Origin of the sequence: uncultured Arcobacter sp., assembly GCF_937982575.1 — a bacterium.
Lineage (GTDB): Bacteria > Campylobacterota > Campylobacteria > Campylobacterales > Arcobacteraceae > Arcobacter.
Genome location: NZ_CALJLR010000003.1, coordinates 90,269 through 111,573, shown reverse-complemented (window position 1 = coordinate 111,573; position 21,305 = coordinate 90,269). Strand labels below are relative to the sequence as shown.

General features: G+C 30.2%; 18 protein-coding genes. 7 read left to right on the top strand and 11 right to left on the bottom strand.

The window, feature by feature from the left end:
* Positions 1 to 198: 198 nt before the first annotated feature.
* The 11 genes from Q0617_RS01270 to Q0617_RS01220 form a co-directional block, all read right to left on the bottom strand.
* Positions 199 to 1,896, bottom strand: a complete 1,698-nt coding sequence (locus Q0617_RS01270; RefSeq protein ID WP_298749621.1) for an FMN-binding glutamate synthase family protein — start codon at positions 1,894 to 1,896, stop codon at positions 199 to 201.
* 93 nt (positions 1,897 to 1,989) lie between these two features.
* Positions 1,990 to 5,559, bottom strand: a complete 3,570-nt coding sequence (locus tag Q0617_RS01265; RefSeq protein WP_298749620.1) for a bifunctional proline dehydrogenase/L-glutamate gamma-semialdehyde dehydrogenase — start codon at positions 5,557 to 5,559, stop codon at positions 1,990 to 1,992.
* A 182-nt stretch (positions 5,560 to 5,741) separates the two neighbouring features.
* On the bottom strand, positions 5,742 to 6,464 hold the full coding sequence (locus Q0617_RS01260; protein ID WP_298749618.1) for an ABC transporter ATP-binding protein: 723 nt from the start codon (positions 6,462 to 6,464) through the stop codon (positions 5,742 to 5,744).
* Complete coding sequence (locus Q0617_RS01255) at positions 6,464 to 7,243, bottom strand: ABC transporter ATP-binding protein (RefSeq protein WP_298749616.1); 780 nt, start codon at positions 7,241 to 7,243, stop codon at positions 6,464 to 6,466. The genes Q0617_RS01260 and Q0617_RS01255 overlap by 1 nt, the downstream gene beginning before the upstream one ends.
* The gene (locus Q0617_RS01250) at positions 7,243 to 8,199 is read right to left on the bottom strand and encodes a branched-chain amino acid ABC transporter permease (RefSeq protein WP_298749614.1); all 957 of its coding nucleotides are present in this window, start codon (positions 8,197 to 8,199) and stop codon (positions 7,243 to 7,245) included. The genes Q0617_RS01255 and Q0617_RS01250 overlap by 1 nt, the downstream gene beginning before the upstream one ends.
* Positions 8,199 to 9,101: a branched-chain amino acid ABC transporter permease gene (locus Q0617_RS01245; protein WP_298749612.1), complete on the bottom strand. Its 903-nt coding sequence runs from the start codon at positions 9,099 to 9,101 to the stop codon at positions 8,199 to 8,201. The genes Q0617_RS01250 and Q0617_RS01245 overlap by 1 nt, the downstream gene beginning before the upstream one ends.
* A gap of 11 nt (positions 9,102 to 9,112) precedes the next feature.
* Positions 9,113 to 10,234: a branched-chain amino acid ABC transporter substrate-binding protein gene (locus Q0617_RS01240; protein WP_298749610.1), complete on the bottom strand. Its 1,122-nt coding sequence runs from the start codon at positions 10,232 to 10,234 to the stop codon at positions 9,113 to 9,115.
* 21 nt (positions 10,235 to 10,255) lie between these two features.
* Positions 10,256 to 10,915, bottom strand: a complete 660-nt coding sequence (locus tag Q0617_RS01235; RefSeq protein WP_298749608.1) for a hypothetical protein — start codon at positions 10,913 to 10,915, stop codon at positions 10,256 to 10,258.
* Positions 10,915 to 11,148 carry a hypothetical protein gene (locus Q0617_RS01230; RefSeq protein WP_298749606.1) on the bottom strand — a complete coding sequence of 78 codons (234 nt, stop codon included), beginning with the start codon at positions 11,146 to 11,148 and terminating at the stop codon, positions 10,915 to 10,917. Before Q0617_RS01230 ends, Q0617_RS01235 begins: the two co-directional genes overlap by 1 nt.
* A 204-nt stretch (positions 11,149 to 11,352) precedes the next feature.
* Positions 11,353 to 12,234 (bottom strand): DMT family transporter, encoded by an 882-nt coding sequence (locus tag Q0617_RS01225; RefSeq protein ID WP_298749604.1) that lies wholly within the window; start codon positions 12,232 to 12,234, stop codon positions 11,353 to 11,355.
* Between the two features lie 59 nt (positions 12,235 to 12,293).
* Complete coding sequence (locus Q0617_RS01220; RefSeq protein ID WP_298749602.1) at positions 12,294 to 13,523, bottom strand: apolipoprotein N-acyltransferase; 1,230 nt, start codon at positions 13,521 to 13,523, stop codon at positions 12,294 to 12,296.
* Positions 13,524 to 13,548: 25 nt separating this feature from the next.
* Here Q0617_RS01220 and yajC point away from each other — a divergent pair, with 25 nt between their 5' ends.
* The 7 genes from yajC to leuS all read left to right on the top strand — a co-directional run bounded on the left by yajC (position 13,549) and on the right by leuS (position 21,304).
* Complete coding sequence (yajC, locus tag Q0617_RS01215; protein ID WP_298749600.1) at positions 13,549 to 13,818, top strand: preprotein translocase subunit YajC; 270 nt, start codon at positions 13,549 to 13,551, stop codon at positions 13,816 to 13,818.
* Positions 13,819 to 13,895: 77 nt separating this feature from the next.
* Positions 13,896 to 15,464: a protein translocase subunit SecD gene (secD, locus tag Q0617_RS01210; RefSeq protein WP_298749598.1), complete on the top strand. Its 1,569-nt coding sequence runs from the start codon at positions 13,896 to 13,898 to the stop codon at positions 15,462 to 15,464.
* Positions 15,464 to 16,435 (top strand): protein translocase subunit SecF, encoded by a 972-nt coding sequence (gene secF / locus Q0617_RS01205; RefSeq protein WP_298749595.1) that lies wholly within the window; start codon positions 15,464 to 15,466, stop codon positions 16,433 to 16,435. Before secD ends, secF begins: the two co-directional genes overlap by 1 nt.
* Before the next feature lie 189 nt (positions 16,436 to 16,624).
* Positions 16,625 to 17,833 (top strand): pentapeptide repeat-containing protein, encoded by a 1,209-nt coding sequence (locus Q0617_RS01200; protein WP_298749593.1) that lies wholly within the window; start codon positions 16,625 to 16,627, stop codon positions 17,831 to 17,833.
* Positions 17,834 to 17,932: 99 nt separating this feature from the next.
* Complete coding sequence (locus Q0617_RS01195) at positions 17,933 to 18,409, top strand: hypothetical protein (RefSeq protein WP_298749591.1); 477 nt, start codon at positions 17,933 to 17,935, stop codon at positions 18,407 to 18,409.
* Positions 18,410 to 18,494: 85 nt separating this feature from the next.
* Positions 18,495 to 18,839: a DUF6394 family protein gene (locus Q0617_RS01190; protein WP_298749590.1), complete on the top strand. Its 345-nt coding sequence runs from the start codon at positions 18,495 to 18,497 to the stop codon at positions 18,837 to 18,839.
* Positions 18,839 to 21,304: a leucine--tRNA ligase gene (gene leuS / locus Q0617_RS01185; protein WP_298749588.1), complete on the top strand. Its 2,466-nt coding sequence runs from the start codon at positions 18,839 to 18,841 to the stop codon at positions 21,302 to 21,304. Before Q0617_RS01190 ends, leuS begins: the two co-directional genes overlap by 1 nt.
* The last annotated feature ends 1 nt before the right edge of the window (position 21,305 follow it).

Sequence of the window (21,305 nt, the reverse complement as noted above, 5' to 3'; positions counted from 1 at the left end):
TTTTCTATTAATTCTAAATTTTTGAAATTTCTTTAAAGTAAATAGTTATTCATACTCTTCTATAATGCGCGTAATATAGACAGAAATTTCGACAATCCTTATGTATCCACTGGTGAGTAGGCATATGACGGAATATAAAGAGGACATATGGGGTGTCTTTTAAATATGCCTACTCACCAGTAGATACAAAACAATAAATTACTTTTTAAGTAAAATCCTTCTTTCAAATAAAGCATCCATATCATCATGGATTTTTGAATCAATATCTAAAAATATTAATTTCTCTTTATTTAGCTGTTTGATATTTTTTAAACCCATTACTGCCAACAAACTTTTCATACTTTTTAAAACATTATTGTGGTAATTTTTTATATAGTTTGAATGTTTATTTACAAAATAATGTCGCCTTTTTTTAATATCCTGAGTTGCTAAACCCACAGGACATTGATGTTTTGTAGCACCTGAACAATATCTAGCTCGTATACATCCGGCACTCATCATAAACCCACGTGCTATTTGAACAAAATCTGCTCCTAAACAAAGTGTTATTACCACATCATCAGGAGTTAGTATTTTTCCACTTGCTGAGATTTTTATATGTTCTCTTACGCCATGGTCTTTTAATACTTTATCAACTAAGTATAAAGCATCCCTAATATCCATTCCTATTCTTTCCATCATCTCTAATGGTGCAGTAGCACTTCCTCCACTCCCACCATCAATAGAGATATAGTCAGGAAATGGAAGATTTAAATCAACTCTTCTTTTAATCTCTTTTGCAATTGGAACAATATTGTCATAATCAGAAACAACAATTTTGATTCCAACTGGTTTTCCTGAAGCTTTTTGTAAAGTACCAATAAAATCAAATAACTCTTCATTTGAAGTAGCATATGGAAACCTATTTGGTGAAAACAGATCTTTATGTGCCTCTATATTTCTATAATAAGCAATAGAAGGAGTAACCTTTTCTGCGATAAGTTTTCCACCTGTTTGCTTTGCTCCTTGGGCAAGTTTAATCTCTGTCATTTTACAAAAGCTCATTTGCTTTTTGTACCTTTGCATATCAAAGTTACCCTCTTTATCTCTAACACCATAAAGTCCAGAACTAATTTGTAAAATAATATCTGGCATATCAGAAGGGACATTTTTTGGAAAACTTTCTAGTGAAGCGTTCCAGTTTGGTCTATAAAAACATTTTTTTTCTTTGTTAAATACATATGTATCTGCTTCTTTATTATTCTTAAATATATGTTTTCTATAAAAATCAATTGCAACAGGTTCATTAAAGAATATTTTTGCCATTTTAAACATTTTGTATGCAAAACTACTTCCTCTTACAATTTCCATATAGCTTTTATCATAACTATTATGTGTTACGAAAAAGTTCGATGTTAATCCACCTTCACCTGAGTTGATAGGGAAATTCCCTCTTTGTGAACCATATACAAAAGCTCTAGTTCCCTCAGGTGAAATAGAACCATCACTCATGGGAGCTCTTCCTATAATAGAAGATGTTACAAAAGGTTTTTCTCTTTTTTCACCAAAAGTAACTGAAAAATCATCATCAACTTCATTATCATTTAATACAATATTTACATGCCTAAGCATAAACTTTGGTTTTGGCAAAGGTTGTGATGGAGAAAAAGATGAAAAATTTACTTTATCTCTTGATGCACTATATACCCAGTCTAACTTATCCATTGATTCATAAAATTTTTCATCACCAAAATATTGTCTAAATGGCTCTCTAAACTCTTGAAAAACAAATCTTAAACGTCCAATTATTGGATAATTAACCAAGATTTGATGTGTTCTTTGCACATATTTATCATGTACATACCACATAAATATAACTATGCAAAAAACAACTAAAACTATAAACCATGTTTCCATAGACAATTCCTATAATATTTTTTAGAATTTTAACATCACAATATGTACAAATAGTGGGTTAAAATTGATGAGTAATAAGAAGGAGGTTCCTTCTTATTTTATTTCTCTAGCTCCTATATTTCCATATCTATGAAAAGAGTGAGAAATTGATTGCTCAATAAAGTAATTTAAGAGTTCTAATCTTCCTTCCATCATTACAGGTTGTCTTACAATAAATGTCAAAGATTTAACAGATTCTTCAAATACTGCTGTTGATACTTTAGAGATATTTGAATAAATAACTCTATCAAAGTTAGCAATAGTTTTTAAGAATTTTTTATCATCTTCTTCAACTAAAGTATTATTTCCTTTGAATAAAATTGTTGCTTCTTCCAAGAATGACTTAACTAGTTTATTATTATCTACTGATACTTTAAATTCTACACCTGATACAATTGCTGCCAATATTCTTGCAACTGCTTCAAATATAGAATCATCACCTGAAACTCTTATAACTACATTTTTTAAAGGCAGATATCTAAAGTGGTTATCTTCACCTCTAACTTTACAATAATCTTTCTCTTGTGAGAATTCATTATCATAGTTTTCTAAATATGATTGTAATGCAATTTCAAGTTTTTCAAAATCTTCTTTATTGTTTTTTGAAGATTTACAATCAGCGATAAATCTTGTTAATTCATTATTATGATTTCTTTTAACTTTTGGAAGAGAATTTTCTTTAAAATCAACAAATTGTGTAATATAATTAAATATACCAACTTTTCTTCCTGCACCAATTGCAGATTTACCCATACCACCAAAAGGTTGTCTGATAACTATTGCTCCAGTTGTACCTCTATTTATGTATAAATTACCTGCTTTTAGGTTTTCTCTCCAATATGAAACTTCTCTCTCATCTAGTGATTCAATCCCAGAAGTTAAACCATAGCCAGTATCATTTACAATTTTTACAGCATGTTTTAAATCTTTTGCTTTTACAACAGCAAGCACTGGTCCAAATAGCTCATTCATATGGATAAAGTTACCTTCACTTACACCCCATTTAATTGCAGGTTTTAACATATATTCATTATCTTCTGCATATTCAGGAGCTAACAGCCACTCTTCATTACCTTCTAGTTCACTAATAGCTTTTTTAAGGTTTCCAGATACAGGGTTTGCTAAAGTTCCAATTCTATTTTTGAAATCCCAAACAGAACCTACACTCATAGATTTTGCAGTATCTAATAGTGCTTTTTTGAAGCCTTCATCATTATAAACTTCTTCTTCTAAAACTAAAAGTGAAGTCGCAGAACATTTTTGACCTGAATTTGCAAAGGCACTTTGACATACATTTTTAATGGCTTGTTCTCTATCTGCCATATTTGTAACAATAGTTGCATCTTTTCCACCAGTTTCTGCTGTTAAGAATAAGTCTGGTCTAGTTTTAAGCATAGTTGCCGCTGTATCTTCTCCACCTGTTAAGATTACAAAGTCAACATCTTTATTTGCAATTAAATGTTCACCAGCAAGTGCTCCTGGACAAGGAACAAATTGAAGTACATTTTTAGAAATACCAGCATCCCAGAAACATTTACACATCTCATATGCTGTTAAAGCAGCAACTGAAGCTGGTTTTATAATAACTGTATTACCAGCAGCTAAAGTTGCAGCAACTCCACCTAAAGGAATAGCAACAGGGAAGTTCCATGGTGGAACTACTACACCTACACCTTTTCCTGTAAATTCTAAGTTTTCATATTTATCAAAATAGTCTGCGCTATATGGATAGAATTCTAAAAAGTCAACAGCTTCAGAAACTTCTACATCAGTCTCTGTAAAAACTTTACCAACTTCAGCAGCAGCAACACCTATTAAATCATCTCTTCTCTCACGCACTTTTATAGCAGCAAGTTTTAGTGCAGCATGTCTTTGTTCATGAGTTAAACTTCTCCAACCGTCAACATCATCACGAGCAACTTCTACTGCTTTTTTAAGGTCTTCTGCATTCGCATTTGCAAATTTACCTGCAAGAACACCATCTATTATTTGAGACTTATCAATAGCTTCTACAACTTTTCTATCTTCAGTTATATCAACACCACCTACAACAATAGGAGTGATTTTATGTTCAGTGTCTTTAGAAAATTTCCATTTTTTAACAATATTTTTAGCCCACTCTTGGTTTTTTGCTAAAATAAAATCAGTATCAGCTTCCGCATGATAATCTTTTGTATCATAAGATGAATGAGAAAAATCATCCCATTTTTCTTCAAGTCTATTTTGAGTTCTTTTTGAACCTACGAATGAAGTTTTTTCATTTTCAAAAGATTTTATAAATAACTCTTTTTGCATATTCCAATCTTTTGAACCAACAGTTAGACCAAATGAGTATCTAATAAAGTTATCAGGACCTGTATTTTCATCAAGTCTTCTTACTAAATATGCAATTGCATTTGTAAACTGTTCTTTTGCTGCTGTTGGAGCATATAAAATTACTGATTTAGAAATCTCTCTAATTGCTAATCTTGCAGCTTCACTCATACCTTCTAACATCTCTAATGTATGATATTCAGATGTATTATTTTCTTGTGCTAATGTTGTAGCATATGCTAACTCAAATAAGTTATGAGATGCAGTTCCTATATGCATATATTTTGCATTTTCTGGATCTAGTGCATATCTTGCCATTCTTTTGTAGTTAGAATCTGTATCACTTTTATCAGTATAAGTAACCATTTCCCAATGTTTTTGACTAGCTTCAGTCTCTTCCATCTCCATGTTAGCACCTTTTACAAGTCTAAACTTCATAGGAGCTCCACCATTTTCTACTCTTGCTTTTGCCCAAGCCAATAAATCTTTTTGTACTAAAAATGAATCTGGAACATATGCTTGTAAAACAATACCTGCATAGAAGTTTTTAAATTGTGGTTTATCTAATGTTCTTTTGAATACTTCAACAGTAATAGCTAAATCTCTATACTCTTCCATATCAAGATTGATAAATTTATTTGATTTTGTTCCATCTGGAGCTATATAAGGATACTTGATTGCTTGTTCATATATTTTAGTTAATTTTTCAACAAGTACTTCAACTGTATGCTCAAAATTTAAAGGATTGATTTGAGAGTAAATTGTTGAGATTTTGATAGAAATATAGTCAATATTTGGATTACTTAAAGCTTTTAAATATTTTTCCATTCTTTCACTGGCTTCTTCTTCACCAAGTACTACTTCACCAATAAGATTGATATTAACTCTTGTACCTTCTTCTTTTCTCATGATTAAGTGTTTATTAAAAGGCCCTGCCTCTCCTTTAATAACTACTGTTTTTGTATCTTCTCTTATTTGGTCTACAAACATAGGAACAGATAAGTTTGGTAAAAATTTACCGAAGTTTTGGAATAACCATAGAAGTGTTTTATCTTTTGTTGTAAAGAAATGTGCCATACCATGCTTTTCTAAAAGAAAAATGATTTGGTCAGCAACTCTTGCATTTGAATCACATCTAAAACATTGATCCATCAACTCAATTAAAAGTGCTTTATCTTTTGGATGATCAAGCATTTTATTCATTTTTACATAGAATTCTCTATCGTAGTCACTTACAAGTTCTGTAGCTCTGTTTTGCCATTTTTCAGCTAATTCTATAGCTGAATCTATAATTTTTGTTTCATTTATCATTTATTGTCCTTAAAAATTTATTGTTTTTTAAATTACTTTTAAGCAGCTTGAGAGCACATATTTTAAATGTGCTCAAAAGGCTAATGACTATTAAGTATTGCCATCTTGCTAATTAATTAAGGATTGCCTGGCCTTTATGTAAATCTTGTACTTTTGATTGTAATCTACGTTTATGTCTCATATTAATGCTTTTTCCCTAAATAGGCTTCTTGAATTGTCTTAGAGTTTAATAACTCTTCAGCAGTTCCTTCATGTGTGATTTTCCCAACTTCTAATACATAAGCACGATCTGCTAATTTTAGCGCTGCTTTTGCATTTTGTTCAACTAATAAAACTGTAACTCCACTTAGTGCAATCTCTTTTACTGCTTTAAAAATTGCCTTAATTAAAATTGGTGCAAGTCCAAGTGATGGCTCATCTAAGATTAAAAGTTTAGGTTTACTCATAATAGCTCTTCCAATTGCAAGCATTTGTTGCTCACCACCACTTAGAGTTCCTGCAAGTTGTTTTTTTCTCTCTTTTAATCTTGGTAAAATATCGTAAATCCATTCCAAAGTCTCTTTATCATGGTCCTTTAATGTATATGCTCCCATCATAAGGTTTTCTTCAACTGTTAGTGTTCCAAAAACTCTTCTTCCTTCAGGAGAATGTGACATTCCAAGTCCTACAACATCGTGAGCTTCAGATTTTGTAATATCATTTTTATCAAAAATTATACTTCCTGATTTTGCTTTTAAAAGTCCAGATATTGTTTGTAAAGTTGTAGTTTTACCAGCACCATTTGCACCAAGTATTGTTACAACTTCTCCTTTTAATACTTTTAAAGAAATACCCTTAATAGCAGATATTGCCCCATAAGATACATGAAGATCTCTAATCTCTAATAATACTTCGTTATTTACCATTATGCATCCTCCTCATCATCGTCTATTCCAATATATGCTTCAACTACTTTTGGGTCATCTTGAACAAATGATGGTAGACCTTGAGAAATCTCTTTTCCAAAGTTTATAACAGTAATATAATCAGTTAATTTCATAACCATATCCATATCATGTTCAATCATCATAATTCCAAGTCCCATCTCTTTTATTTTTAAGATGATATTTGTAAGTTCTATTGTTTCATTTTCATTAAGTCCAGCGGCTGGTTCATCTAAAATAAGAAGTTCAGGTTCAGCTGCAAGTGCTCTTGCCATCTCTATTTTTCTCTGATTTCCATATGATAAATCTCCTGCTGGAGTATTAGCATGTTTTGTCAATCCAAAGAAATCCATCAATTCAGCAACTTTTTCCCACTGTCTACTTTCATCTTTTTTATAAAAAGGAGTGTGAAAGATAGCGTGGTACCATTTTTGGTTTGATTTTGTATGACATCCAGCAATGATATTTTCAGCAACACTCATCTCTTTAAAAAGACGAATATTTTGAAATGTTCTTAAAACTCCCCTTTGGGCAATTTTGTGTGGAGCCATTCCTGTTATATCTTCACCTTTATATTTTATAGTTCCTTGTTCTGGAGTATAAATACCTGTTACACAGTTAAAAAGTGTAGTTTTACCAGCACCATTTGGACCAATGATTCCATATATTTGACCAGGTTTTACGTTAATAGTTAAGTCATCAATTGCAACTAATCCATGGAAAAACTTTGAAACATTTGTTATTTCTAATACATATTTCATTATTTTGCCTCCCTTGCTTTCTTTTTAAGAAATTTTGGGATATTTCCAAAAGTAGCTGGCCAAACACCATTTGGTCTTAAAATCATAGTAAGAACCATAGCCGCACCAAAAATTAAATATCTTGATTCTTTAAACTCAGTAAACAGTTCAGGTAATACAAACATCACAAATGTACCAATAATAATTCCAGGAAGTGAAGCTGATCCACCAACTAAAACGATTGCAAAGAACATAACCGATTGCATAAAGTTAAAAGACTCAGGACTTACAGCTGAATATTGAACTGCAAACACTGCACCTGCAGCTCCAGCAATACCAGCACCTAAAGCAAATGCAAAAAGTTTGTAATATGAGATATTAATACCCATAGATTTTGCTGCAATTTCATTTTTATTTATATAATATAACGCTCTTCCATATTTTGATGTATCTAGGTTTCTTATAATAAACAAAGTTATAATCAGTAATCCAAATGCAACATAATAAACTGAAGTATCAGTTGTAAACTCATATCCAAAAACTCTAATGAAATCAATTCCAAAAATACCATTTGGACCACCTGTTAAACCAAATACGTCATTTGATAATACTTGTTCAAATATGATATTAAAACCAATAGTTGCCACAAGTAAATAATCCCCTCTTAGGTGGATAATTGGTCCTGCTAGTAAAACTGAGAAAACAACTGGAACTAGAATCGCAAAAGGAACAGTTTCAATAATCTCAAAACCAAAATGTATATTTAATATAGCTGTAGTATATGCTCCAAGCCCAAAGAATATTGCATGACCCATATTAAAAACACCAGCTCTTCCTAAAATAATATCTTGAGAAAAAGCAACTACGGCAAATACTAAAAATGTAATACCAATACTAAGCCATGCAGAATCAACCAAAAATGGGAAAACTGCCATAACTACTATAAATAAAGTAGCAATAATTGTAGTTTTATTCATTATACTTTCTCCGCTGTGTTTTCACCAAGAAGTCCAGTTGGTTTTACAATTAAAATTATAATTAATAAAATAAATGTAAATGTTTCTGCCCATTCTGTTGAAATATATCCTGATATTAAAGCATTGAATAATCCTAGCAATAGCCCACCTAGCATTGCTCCTGGAATACTTCCAATACCACCAATAATAGCTGCAATAAAGGCATTTAAACCATAAAGCCATCCCATGTCAAATGTTAAACCTCTATAATAAATCCCAATAAACAAACCGCCAATTGCACCTAACATAGAACCAATAATGAAAATAGTCATAATAACTCTGTTTACATTGATACCCATAAGTTTTGCTGCATCTTGGTCAATTGCCGTTGCTCTTATTGCTGTTCCCATTTTTGTTTTATTAATGAAAATGTATAAAGAAACCATTAATACAGCAGATAAAGCCAAAATAACTAATTGTGTAAACGATATAATTACTCCACCAAAGTTCCAAGATGTTGCAGGAAATACATCAGCTGGAAAAATTTCCATATTTGGACCCCAAATAAGCATAATTGCATTTTGGATTACAAGTGACGCACCAAGTGCAGAAACTACAGCACTTAACCTTGGTGCCGTTCTTAAAGGTCTATATGCAAGACGCTCAAGAAGAACACCTACAAAAGCCACAACTAATGCAGTTAATGTAAATACAATAACAATATTTACCAATGATAATGCATTTGAACCATAAAACTGTGTAAAAATAGTCAATCCCACATAAGCAGAAAAGGCAACAAGGTCACCGTGTGCGAAGTTGATTAACTTCATCACACCGTAAACCATTGTATAACCTAAAGCCACTAATGCATACAGACTTCCTATTGTTAAACCATTTATTAACTGTTGAAGTAAAGTATCCATATTAAACCTTATTATTCACTAACTACTTGTTTTGTACCATCATTTTTCATTTTATAAACAACAAATTTAGCACCAACTCTTTCCCCATCTTCTCTAATGTTAAATGGTCCAGTAATCCCTGGAAAATCTTTCATAGATCTGATATATTCTGCGATTTTTTTAGTATCAAAAGATTTTGTTTTTTCAACACCTTCAATAACAGCTCTTAATCCATCAGCATTTGTAACTGGCCAAATTGATGGAGGATCCATTTTAAATCTAGTTTTATAAGCTGCTAAATATTTTTTAGCTTCTGGGTATGGTAAGATTTCAGGTGTTGGAAAGTTGATTAAAACTGTACCTGCTGCTGCGTCACCTGCTAATTTATAAAAATCAGGGTTATCGTTTGAATCTCCACCAACAAAGTCAGCATCGATTTGTAATTGTTTTTGTTGAGCTCTTAATAATCCGCCATCAGTATAGTAACCTGAGTAATAAATTACATCTGGATTCATAGCTTTAACTTTTGTTAACATTGCAGTAAAGTTTTGAGTTCCTGCTTTGATTTTTCCTCTGAAAACTACATTTCCACCAATTGCTTTTATTGAAGCTTCAGTCGCATCACCAAGTCCTGCTGAGTAAGAAGAATAATCAGATAAAACAACTATATTTTTGTATTTTTTAGAATTTACCATATAGTCTGCTGTAAAATCACTTTGTGATGAGTTTGGAAAAGAGTTTCTAAAGAAAGTCCAATATTTCTTCTTAATTAAAGAATCACTTGTTCCATCACTTGTTTGTAAAACACCTTTTCTGTAATATGTAGTTTGGGCAGCTTCTGTTGCACCAGATGTATACGAACCAATTACAGCTATAACACCAGCATTTGTAAGTTTTTTAGCGCATACAGCAGCTTTTTGAGCTTTAGCTTCATCATCACAAGTTACAACTTCGATTTGTTTACCTAAAAGCCCACCTTCGGCATTTTTTTCATCTACAATAAGTTTTACAAAGTTTTCTATACTTTGTCCCTCATTTGCGTATTGACCTGTAATTGGTGCTTGTACACCAATTTTTACTACATCACTAGCAAATAATGAGCTAGCTACTATTGCACTTACTGCAAAAGCTTTTGTTATATTTTTTAAATTCATTTTTTTCCCTTCTAGTTTGATTTATAAAGTATGTTCTATGATGTAACAACCGATACACCATTCACCAATTTTTTCTAATTTTTTTATATCGCCTCCTTTGAAACTTGATTTTAAATTTTCATATGAATTAACAATCTCATCAAAAGATTTGATTATCTCTTCTAATCTTTTTTTTGCATCTTTTCTAGCACTATTAGAAATATCTAAGTAAAAAGCAAACAAACCATAATCTAAAGTTGAGTCCTCTTTATTTGATCGCTCTAACATTTTACATATAAGATGAATATCATTTTTATAATCTTCTTGAGCATTTCTAACACCATTTCTTACTGACATTATTACTTTTGATATAGAATCATTATCTGTTCTGTGTTTAAATCTAGTATCAAGGGTAATTGATAAGTATCTATCTTGGATAGATTTGTTTTTCATAAACTCTTTAAAAGCAGATCTGTCTGGCAGGGAACATCTTAAGATATCTGAAACTGTTGCATCTATAAATATCTCTGGAGTATCTTCTATTTTTGCTATTTCTTGCGCAACGTGTATTGTCAAAAAGTTTTCAGTAGCATTTGAAAGGTATAGTTCATCTGAAGTCCAAAAGCTATAGTTTCTTTTTGCTTTGTTCAATCCTGCAACTACTGCGTCTATAACTTCTTCTTGTTTTGGAAAAATATTCATTAGTCTTCTTCCCTATAATTTTCATCTACTTCTTGGATAATCCCACTTTCAAATAGAATCTCTTCAATAAGTTTATTTTTAGAAATACCTAGATTTTGACTTAGTATAATAAGAGCATTATCTAGCTCACTATTGATTTTAATAGTTAGTTGTGAAACTTCTTTTTTATTTTTTTTCAAGTGTTTGTGAATAACATTGTGAATAACAGCTCTATTATTTTTCAACTTTGCCATAGTTAGAAATCCTAATTATTTTTTGGTAGTACTTTTTGTACTACCTTTTTTTGATTAGGCAATTATTTCATAGTGAAACTTATGTAAAACTTAAAATAGTGCTAAAAGCTGTATATAAAATATACAATTAGTGGTTTTTTATGAAATGCTACGTAAATGCTATCTTGGTGCTATGTAAATGCTATGTAAAGAATTTTTACAAAATTAGTGGTGTTTTTTAAGCTGTTGTAAAGTTAGTCCGAAGATTATGATTATAAGTCCAATCAAAGTTGAAATATAAATTTCTTCGCCAACAATAAAGTGAATAAAGATCAAAGATATAAAAGGTGAAATAAATATTAAATTTGAGATTTTACTAATCCTAGGTGTTAGTTGCAAGGCTTTTAGCCATAATAAAAAAGTAATACCCATTTCAAATAGACCCACATAAGTAGCCCCTAATAAGCCCTCAATACTTGGCAGTGAAAAAGAGTGGAAAATTAGTATATATATAGTTATAAAAGGAAGTGAAACTAAAAAGTATGCACATAGACTAATTATAGGGTCAAATTTATTTTTTGTATTTATTATCCAATAAGTTGCCCAAAGTACAGTTGAGATTATGGCATATAAAAGACCTTCTAAATTAGAAAACTCTAAACCAAGTATATTTCCCTTGGTTGATATGATAAGAACACCAAGGTAACACAGTATCCCAGCAAATATATCTTTTAGTGTTAATGAGTGCTTTAAAAAAATTGCTGAAAAATATGCCAAAACTAAAGCCCAAGTATAATTTATGGCTTGGGCTTCTTGGGCTGGAAGTAAATCATAGGCTTTAAAAAGCATCAAATAGTATAAAAAAGGATTTAATAGTGAGGATAAAAGGACATTTGTTTTATTGTTTTTTATAAATTCAAATAAAACTGGAAGTTGTTTTCTTTTTATAATAATAGATAAAAAAATTAAAGTAGAAACTAAACTTGAATAAAAAAGAAGTTCATATGGAGTTAAAGATTGCAGTGAGACTTTAAATGCAGTTGCAACAGTTGACCAAAGAAAAACAGCAAGTAGGGCATATTTAATGTCATTTGATAAAAGATGCATATTTTTCCTAAACTTTTTGGAATGTTACTACTAAAAAGCTTTATTAAAAATTATTATTGCTAATTTTTAATTATATAGTTTTCACTTCCATTTACTTCGTGATAAATATTTACGCCATATTTATTTGAATAAAGTCTTAGTAGAAGTTTTTGCAAGGTAGGTTCAATGGAAGGGGTAAACCAGGCATTATTTGATATGGCTATTATATTTTTAACCGTTCCTAGATTTTGGTATAACTCTTCACTTGTAGCCTCATAACAAATAGCATTTCTAAAAAAAGTATCTTTTATCTTATAATCTGTTGGTTTTTTCGCTTTTGTATAATCTTTTGCACCATTATAAAAAATATCATTTATGAAGTTTGTTATTATACTTGGAAGCGGAATAGCTTCACCAAAGGGTACAAGTACAACTTTATGTGCAAGTTTTACATTTCCATTTTTAATAATATAAGTAGAGTTTCTATATTCACTATTCTCATAATATAGTGCTCCTGTTACTATCGTAATAAGATGGGACTTTTCAAGTAGACTCTCTAGTACAAAATCTTGAGTATTTAATAATAAAGGAAAAGCAGTTTCAGGTAGAACTACAACATCATCTTTGTTTTTGATTGCACTATTTATTTGTGCAAAGTTTATATCTATAACACTAGCAAGATTTTTTTTATTCCATTTATAATCTTGATTTATAAAGTATTGGGGAAGAGATACTTTTAAATCACTAAGGGGTGTTGAACTTGGGTTTATATTTACAAAAGAGGTAGCTATTATAATAATAGAATAAATAAAAACTCTTTTTTTTACTAAAAAAATAGTACTAAACAAAAGCAACGCAAGAACAATTTTATTTGTTTCAAAAAAACTATCTAAAAGTAAAATCTCAGGCTTAAACCAATTAAATCCCAAAGGGTCAATAAATGTTAGTACAAAAAAGAGTATAGCTCTTATATAAATGGTATCTTTTAGTGAGGTTATTAAAAAAAGTAGTCCATATGCAAGAGCAAAAGCAAAAATTACAAAAGGAATTAAAAAAGTTAAATCATAATATCTAAAAGAAAAACTTACCCAATAAAACCAAAAAATTCCTGTGAAAAAACCTGCAAAAAATAGAGAAGGTCTATTTATTGTGAGGATAAAATAGAAAGAAAAGAGTAAAAAAATAGTATTAATTACTTTTAATTCAAGACCAAAATAGGCTAAATAAATAGGAGTTGAAAACAATAAAGCTGTAATCAAGCCTTTTATTATATAGGTTTTGTTAAAATACTCGCGTTTTAGGAAAAACATATTAAATCATTATAAAGGAAGTACCATGGGTGAAAGCGGTGACTTAATAAGTTCATTATTACCTCTAGTTGCATTATTTGCAATATTCTACTTTTTAATTATCAGACCACAACAAAAGCAAGCTAAAGAGCATAAGCAGATGTTGGCTGATCTTAAAAAAGGTGATAAGATTGTAACAAATGGTGGCTTAATCGTTGAAATTACTAAAGTAGAAGAGACTTTTTTTACTGTAAAAAATGTAGATGGTTCTGAAATGAAATTAGCAAAAGAGTTTGTAGCCAGACTTGCTGAATAAAAAATAAAACATGTAAAACTTTTTTACATGTTTTACCACATACTCCTATAAACTAACTTACTATTTAAGGATAAAGATTGAAAATCTTAAATTATAGACTTATAATATTTATTTTAAGCATTATTTTCGGTGTAGTATTCTCAATACCTTCATTTCTACAAACCGATACTGGAAAAAAAATCTCACTAGGACTTGATTTACAAGGTGGACTTCATCTACTTTTAGGTGTTAAAACTGAGGAAGCAGTTGTATCTAAAATCAAATCAATAGCAGCAACAGTTAAATACTATTCAGAAGATGAAGAGATTTTAATAGAAGACTTAACTATAAACTCTGATAGTGTACACTTTTTAGTACTTGACCCAGATGAGGTTAAAAGAGTAGATGAGATGTTAGGTAAAATAAAAGGCCTAATTATCTCAAAATCTGAAGATAATACCTATGCCTTAACTTTAACACAAGAAGAGATAGCTTTAACAAAAGATCAATCTGTTTCTCAAGCTGTTGAAACTATAAGAAATAGACTTGACCAATTTGGTCTATCTGAACCTACTGTTATAAGGCAAGGTGAAACTGATATCGTTGTTGAACTTCCCGGTATAAAAAATCAAGCAGAAGAACAAGCAGCAAGAGAACTTATCTCAAAACCTGCAAACCTAGAGCTTATGGCTGTAGATGAAGAGAGATTTGACCAAGTTTATACTATGAGTGCCTCACAAGCTTCTCAATATGGAGATATTATTTTAGAAGATGCAAAAGAGCCTTCAAAAAAATATCTTGTAAGAGAGATACCTATTTTAAACGGAAGCCAAGTAACAGATGCTCAAGTTGCTTTTGACCAATCAAATCAAGCTATTATTAACTTTACTCTAAACTCAATTGGAGCAAAAGTATTTGGGGAGTTTACTTCTAAAAGTATTGGAAAAAGACTTGCTATTGTTTTAGATGGTAAAGTTTACTCTGCACCAAATATTAGAGAGAGAATTGGTGGAGGAAGTGGACAAATTTCTGGTGGATTTACACTTGTAGAAGCTGGAAATGTTGCTATTGCTTTAAGATCTGGTGCATTACCTGCTTCAGTTGAACTATTAGAAAAAAGAAGTGTTGGACCATCTTTAGGTGCTGATTCTATAAAAGCATCTATGATTGCGCTTATTGCTGGGTTTGCTATTGTAGTAGTATTTATGGTTTTATATTATGGTATGGCAGGAGTAGTTGCTAATATTGCACTTATAACTAATATCTTTATAATCATTGCAGTTATGGCTATGTTTGGAGCAACCTTAACTTTACCTGGTATGGCTGGGATTGTACTAACTGTTGGTATGGCAGTTGATGCCAACGTAATTATTAGTGAAAGAATAAAAGAGTTGTTAAATAATGGTGCTTCAATTACTAAAGCCATAGAAGATGGATATTCAAATGCAATGAGAGCAATCTTAGATGCAAATATCACAACACTACTTGTGGCAGTTATATTATATGCATATGGAACTGGACCTATTAAAGGTTTTGCTATTACTATCTCTATTGGTATATTAGCATCTATGTTAACAGCTATTTTAGGAACACATGGTATTTATGAGTCTTTATTGCCAAAGATGAATAGAGAGAAAAATTTAAGAAAATGGTTTGGGATAAAATAATGGAATTTTTTAAAGGTGATAAAATATACAATTTTATGGGTAAGCGATTACCATTTTTAGGGTTTTCCGCTATTTTAGTTGTAGCTTCTATTGTACTTTTATTATCAAAAGGCGTTAACTTTGGTATTGATTTTGCTGGTGGAACTTTAGTTCAAGTAAAATATGAAAAAGCAGCTCCTCTTGATAAAATAAGAGATATTTTAAATAATACAAGTGAATATAAAAATTCATCTATTACAAAATTTGGTAGTGATGAAGAGATAATTATCAGAGTAACAACTTCTTCAAACAGTGTATCAAATGACTTAGGTGATGAGATTAGAAAAATATTAGTTGATACTGGAAACTATGAGATTAGAAGAGTTGATATAGTTGGACCAAAAGTTGGTGGAGAGTTAAGAGAAAAAGGTCTTATGGCATTTGTTTTATCTCTAATAGTAATTATGATTTATGTTTCATTTAGATTTGAGTGGAGATTTGCACTTGCTTCTATTTTGGCTTTAATTCATGATGTTACTATTGCTTTAGGTGCAATTAGTTTGTTTAATGTGGAAGTAAACTTAGATATCTTAGCAGCTATTCTTACACTTTTGGGTTACTCACTAAATGATACGATTATTGTATTTGATAGAATTAGAGAGGGTGTTCAAACTTCTAAAGAGAGTGATTTAGAAAAGATTGTTGATGAGTCTGTTTCAAGAACATTATCAAGAACTACACTTACTTCATTGACAACATTCTTTGTTGTTGCAACTTTATACTTTTTTGGTGGAGAGATTATCAATGGTTTTGCCTTTACTTTATTAGTTGGTATTATTGTTGGTACATATTCATCTATCTTCGTAGCGGCTTCGTTTTTAGTTCAGTTAAAGTTCTCTATTGAGAATTTTAGAAGCAAAGAAGCAGAGAAGATGAAGAAACAAAAAGAGAAGGAAAAGATGAGAGCTATGTTTGAACAAGGAACCGTATAAGAGTTATCTTTACATCATCTTTTAAATTTATTGAGCGTTGGAAATTTATTTTCAATGCTCATGTACTACTTGTACACTCCGCTTGAAAATAAACTTCCGCCTCCACTAAATCCAAAATCTAATATAAATATAACTCTTATAAGAAATAGAAATGTATAATGTAATTTAAAACAATTAAGAGAAATATTTATGAATAAAATTAGAAATTATCAAAATATTAATTTAGCGGATAAATCCGCAATAAATCAATATACAAGTTTAGCCAGCACTTGTCATGAATTTAAGAATAAAAAATTTATTACTAATGATACAAAAAATGGGAATTCATTTTTTAGCAATATTATTAATCCACACCCTAATAATAAAACTGTAAGATTTGAAGAATGCATATTTCCTAGAGATTTTTATCTTCCTACAATACATTTTTTAGATAAATCACGAGAAATACTACCTATAGATATGCTAATGTTTAAAAATTGTATTTTTGAAAAAGAAGTTAATCTTGATGATAAAGAAATACATTGTGAAATTATATTTAATAATTGTATATTTCTTGATACTGTAAATTTAAGAAATACATTTTTTTCTTCATATTGTGATTTTTCAAGAAGTGTATTTTGTAAAGGAATAAATTTAGAATTAACATCTTTTGATGAAATAACAAATTTTAAAGATATTATGATAACTCATGATTATAAATTTGATTTAAGGAATTGTTACATCAATAATAAAACATATTTTTTAGGAATCAAATCATTTACTAAAGAAATAAATATCAATAATAATCTAACAGTTAAAGAAAATTATAATAATTTAAATAATAAGTTTGAAGAGTATATAAATGTTAAAAATCGTGAAACAGCAAGAATAATAAAAGACTCTTTTGAACAACAAAACAACATTATTGAAGCAAATAAATTTTATGCTTTAGAGATGGAAGAACGAGAAAAAGAATTAAGCTTTTTAAAAAATCCTTTTGAATGGTTAGTATTCAAGTTTCATAAAATTTCTTCAGACCATTCACAAGATTGGTTATTAGCATTGTTTTGGATAATCAATATAACATTTTTATTTGGCTTAATAGATATTGAAAAAATGTCTTATGTTCAAATCTTGGATAAAACTTTAATTTTATTAATTGCAGGAATTGGCATATCTTACATTTCTATGAAATTACGTGGATTGATTTCTATCCCATTTACATATATATATTATAAGCTATATATTTTTAGTACAAATGATAGTAATTTAGACTGTTTTGCAAAAAACTTAAATCCATTTTCAATTATGAGAGGTGATGAGCCAATTACATTTGGAACTTTAATCTTCAAAATCATAATTGCCTACTTAATCTACCAGCTAATTATTTCAATAAGGCAAAATACTAGGCGTAAATAAATTTTAAGTAGATATAATAAAATGTTATAAAAATGACACACTTTTAATATATAATTTAAAGATAAAAGTATAGAATATAATTTTTACAATGGATTAAATATGAAAAAATATATAGCTTTAAAAGACAACTTTGATAAAATCACCTCAAATAACTCTGCAAGTTGGAGTTTAGCACTATTTTGGATAGTTATATTTGAAATACTTGCTTCTTTAATTGAGTACTCTTTTGTACATCAACCCTCATCTGTTATGTTGCATATTCCTGATGGAATTTTCACAGAAATAATTATTGGACTTATTGTTACTGTCTATATTTGGTTATGTATTTATAATCTTATATTTTGGGATAAGAGTTCTATTTTATATCTTATTTTATTTGGATTTGTTGGTATTTATATGATTACTACCCATGATTATTTTCTTGATTTTCTTATAAATAACATCAATATATTTAGACTTATTCAAAGTGATACAGGGATAAACCTGATTATTCAACTTTTTTTCAAACTTATAATTTTTTACTTAATCTTTCAAGTGGTTAAATCACTTCGAGCTTCAAAACCTAATCAACTATAGTTCTAAATTTTAGAACTATAAAAGAGCTTTTTTATCATACTTTAGCTATTATAATTGCTTTTAGAAATACTTTAAAAGGATGAACATGGATTGGGGTAAAGTAACCTATATATTCTTTTCACTAATGTCTTTAACTACAACGGCAGGGTTTTTATATGAACCAAACTCTTTGGCACTATTTTTAGCAGCTGGGGTTAATGTAATATCAACAATTTTAAAAATAGGTGTTAAAAACTTATTGGCTGCAGAACTACTTGCAAGTTCTTTAGTTGCAGACTTACACTTGATACCTGCATTTATGGTTCTTACTTTTATGGGTGATGAAAGATTGGCTATAGCACTTGCTATTGGAGCAATTGTTGCAAATATATTTTCTATAGCCTTAGCACTAATTGAGAGTGCAAAAAGTCAGGAAAAGGATGAGTTTTAATGGAGTACAATCCGCAAGAGATAGAGAAGAAATGGCAAAACTATTGGATTGAAAATGGTAGTTTTGAACCAAGTGATGATACAAAAAAAGATAAAAAATATATTTTAAGTATGTTTCCATACCCAAGTGGTAGGATACATATGGGACATGTTAGAAACTACTGTTTAGGTGATGCATTTGCTAGATTTTTTAGAAAATCAAACTTCAATGTATTGCATCCAATTGGTTGGGATAGTTTTGGAATGCCTGCTGAAAACGCAGCTATTAAGCATAAACTTCATCCAAAAAAATGGACTTATGAAAACATAGACTACATGAGAAAAGAGCTTAACGGTTTAGGTTTAAGCTTCTCTGCAAAAAGAGAGTTTGCTACAAGTGATGAGCTTTATACAAGATGGGAACAAGAGTTTATCATCAAGATGTATGAAGAGGGTCTTTTATATAAAAAATCTACTACTGTAAACTGGTGTGAGCCTTGTCATACTGTTTTAGCAAATGAGCAAGTAGAAGAGGGATGTTGTTGGAGATGTGATACACCTGTAGAGCAAAAAGAGATGCCAGGGTATTATGTAGCAATTACAAAATTTGCCCAAGAGTTACTAGATGATTTAAAAGGTTTAGAAGATTCATGGCCATCACAAGTTTTAACTATGCAAGAAAATTGGATAGGAAGAAGTGAAGGTTTAGAGTTCACTTTTGAACTTACAAAAGATGCAAGATATAAGTTAAATAAAAACTTTGCTTCATTTGATGTGTTTACAACAAGACCTGATACTATTTATGGGGTTTCATATACAGCACTTTCACCAGAGCACCCAATAGTAAAATATATGGTTGATAATGAACTTCTTGATGAAAACAAGATATTTAAAATCAAAGCTATGCAAAAGGTTAGTGAAAGAGATAGAGCAACTATGCCTAAAGAGGGTGTCTCTTTAGAGCTTGATGTTCTTCATCCCCTAACAGGTAAAACTGTTCCTGTATGGGTTGCAAACTTTGTATTAGTATCTTATGGAAGTGGAGCTGTTATGGCAGTTCCTGCACATGACCAAAGAGATTTTGAATTTGCAAGGGAATATGAATTACCAATCAAACAAGTAATTGTTGGAAAAGATGGCGAAATCCCAAATATGAAAGAAGCCTATACAGAAGCTGGTACTTTGATTAACTCTGAAGGTTTTACAAACTTAGATAATACAAAAGCACAAAAAGCGATAATCTATCACTTTGAGCAAAACTCTTTTGGAACAAAAAAGATTAACTATAAACTAAGAGATTGGGGAGTTTCAAGACAGAGGTATTGGGGAGCACCTATTCCATTTATCCATTGTGATAGTTGTGGCTTAGTTCCTGAAAAACTTGAAAACCTTCCAGTTGCACTACCAGAAGATGTGGAGATTACAGGTGAAGGAAATCCTTTAGATAATCATCCAACATGGAAACATACTACTTGTCCAAAATGTGGAAAAGAAGCTTTAAGAGAGACAGATACTCTTGATACATTTGTACAATCATCTTGGTATTTCTTAAGATATGCAACAAATAACAAAAAATGGAAAAATGAAGGTATCTCAAAAGATGATAGTGATTATTGGATGGATGTTGACCAATATATTGGTGGAATAGAACATGCTATATTACATCTTTTATATGCAAGATTTTTTACAAAAGCTTTAAATCAGTTAGGATATACAAATTCTAAAGAGCCATTTAAAAGATTACTTACTCAAGGTATGGTTTTAAAAGATGGTGCCAAAATGTCAAAATCAAAAGGAAATGTTGTAGATCCTGATATGATTGTTGAGAAATATGGTGCTGATACTGCAAGACTGTTTATGATGTTTGCAGCCCCTCCAACAAAAGAGTTAGAGTGGAATGATAGTGCTGTTGATGGAGCATTTAGGTTTATTAAAAGATTTGCTTCAAAAGTTGAAATGGCACAAGGTGTATCACTTGATGAGATAAATACAATTGATCACGGCTCTTTATCAAAAGAAGAAAAAGAGGCTAGAAAAAAAGTATATGAAGCACTACAAAAGTCAAATGAAGTATTTGATAAAACTTATGCTTTCAATACTTTAATCGCTTCATCAATGGAAGCTATGAATGCTTTAAATGCACAAGATAATAAAACTGTTTGGGCTGAGGGTTATTATATTTTAACAAATATCTTAGAGCCAATTATTCCTCACCTTTGTTGGGAGTTATCAAATGAACTATTTGAGTTAAAAAACTTTAACAATAAAACAGAAGTAAAAGAGGAAGTTTTTGTATCTGATTCTATTACATTAGCTATTACTATAAATGGTAAAAAAAGAGCTGAAATCGAAGTTGCTCCAAATGCTTCTAAAGAAGAAGTTTTAGTTATAGCAAAAGAGACTTCAGCTAAATGGATAGAGGGTAAAGAGATTATAAAAGAGATAGTTGTTCCAAATAAATTGGTAAACTTAGTAATTAAGGGATAAT

Coding starts and splice junctions, on each gene's coding strand:
- Q0617_RS01270 (WP_298749621.1), bottom strand. CDS start 1,896: ATGGAAACATGGTTTATAGTTTTAGTTGTTTTTTGCATAGTTATATTT.
- Q0617_RS01265 (WP_298749620.1), bottom strand. CDS start 5,559: ATGATAAATGAAACAAAAATTATAGATTCAGCTATAGAATTAGCTGAA.
- Q0617_RS01260 (WP_298749618.1), bottom strand. CDS start 6,464: ATGGTAAATAACGAAGTATTATTAGAGATTAGAGATCTTCATGTATCT.
- Q0617_RS01255 (WP_298749616.1), bottom strand. CDS start 7,243: ATGAAATATGTATTAGAAATAACAAATGTTTCAAAGTTTTTCCATGGA.
- Q0617_RS01250 (WP_298749614.1), bottom strand. CDS start 8,199: ATGAATAAAACTACAATTATTGCTACTTTATTTATAGTAGTTATGGCA.
- Q0617_RS01245 (WP_298749612.1), bottom strand. CDS start 9,101: ATGGATACTTTACTTCAACAGTTAATAAATGGTTTAACAATAGGAAGT.
- Q0617_RS01240 (WP_298749610.1), bottom strand. CDS start 10,234: ATGAATTTAAAAAATATAACAAAAGCTTTTGCAGTAAGTGCAATAGTA.
- Q0617_RS01235 (WP_298749608.1), bottom strand. CDS start 10,915: ATGAATATTTTTCCAAAACAAGAAGAAGTTATAGACGCAGTAGTTGCA.
- Q0617_RS01230 (WP_298749606.1), bottom strand. CDS start 11,148: ATGGCAAAGTTGAAAAATAATAGAGCTGTTATTCACAATGTTATTCAC.
- Q0617_RS01225 (WP_298749604.1), bottom strand. CDS start 12,234: ATGCATCTTTTATCAAATGACATTAAATATGCCCTACTTGCTGTTTTT.
- Q0617_RS01220 (WP_298749602.1), bottom strand. CDS start 13,523: ATGTTTTTCCTAAAACGCGAGTATTTTAACAAAACCTATATAATAAAA.
- yajC (WP_298749600.1), top strand. CDS start 13,549: ATGGGTGAAAGCGGTGACTTAATAAGTTCATTATTACCTCTAGTTGCA.
- secF (WP_298749595.1), top strand. CDS start 15,464: ATGGAATTTTTTAAAGGTGATAAAATATACAATTTTATGGGTAAGCGA.
- Q0617_RS01200 (WP_298749593.1), top strand. CDS start 16,625: ATGAATAAAATTAGAAATTATCAAAATATTAATTTAGCGGATAAATCC.
- Q0617_RS01195 (WP_298749591.1), top strand. CDS start 17,933: ATGAAAAAATATATAGCTTTAAAAGACAACTTTGATAAAATCACCTCA.
- Q0617_RS01190 (WP_298749590.1), top strand. CDS start 18,495: ATGGATTGGGGTAAAGTAACCTATATATTCTTTTCACTAATGTCTTTA.
- leuS (WP_298749588.1), top strand. CDS start 18,839: ATGGAGTACAATCCGCAAGAGATAGAGAAGAAATGGCAAAACTATTGG.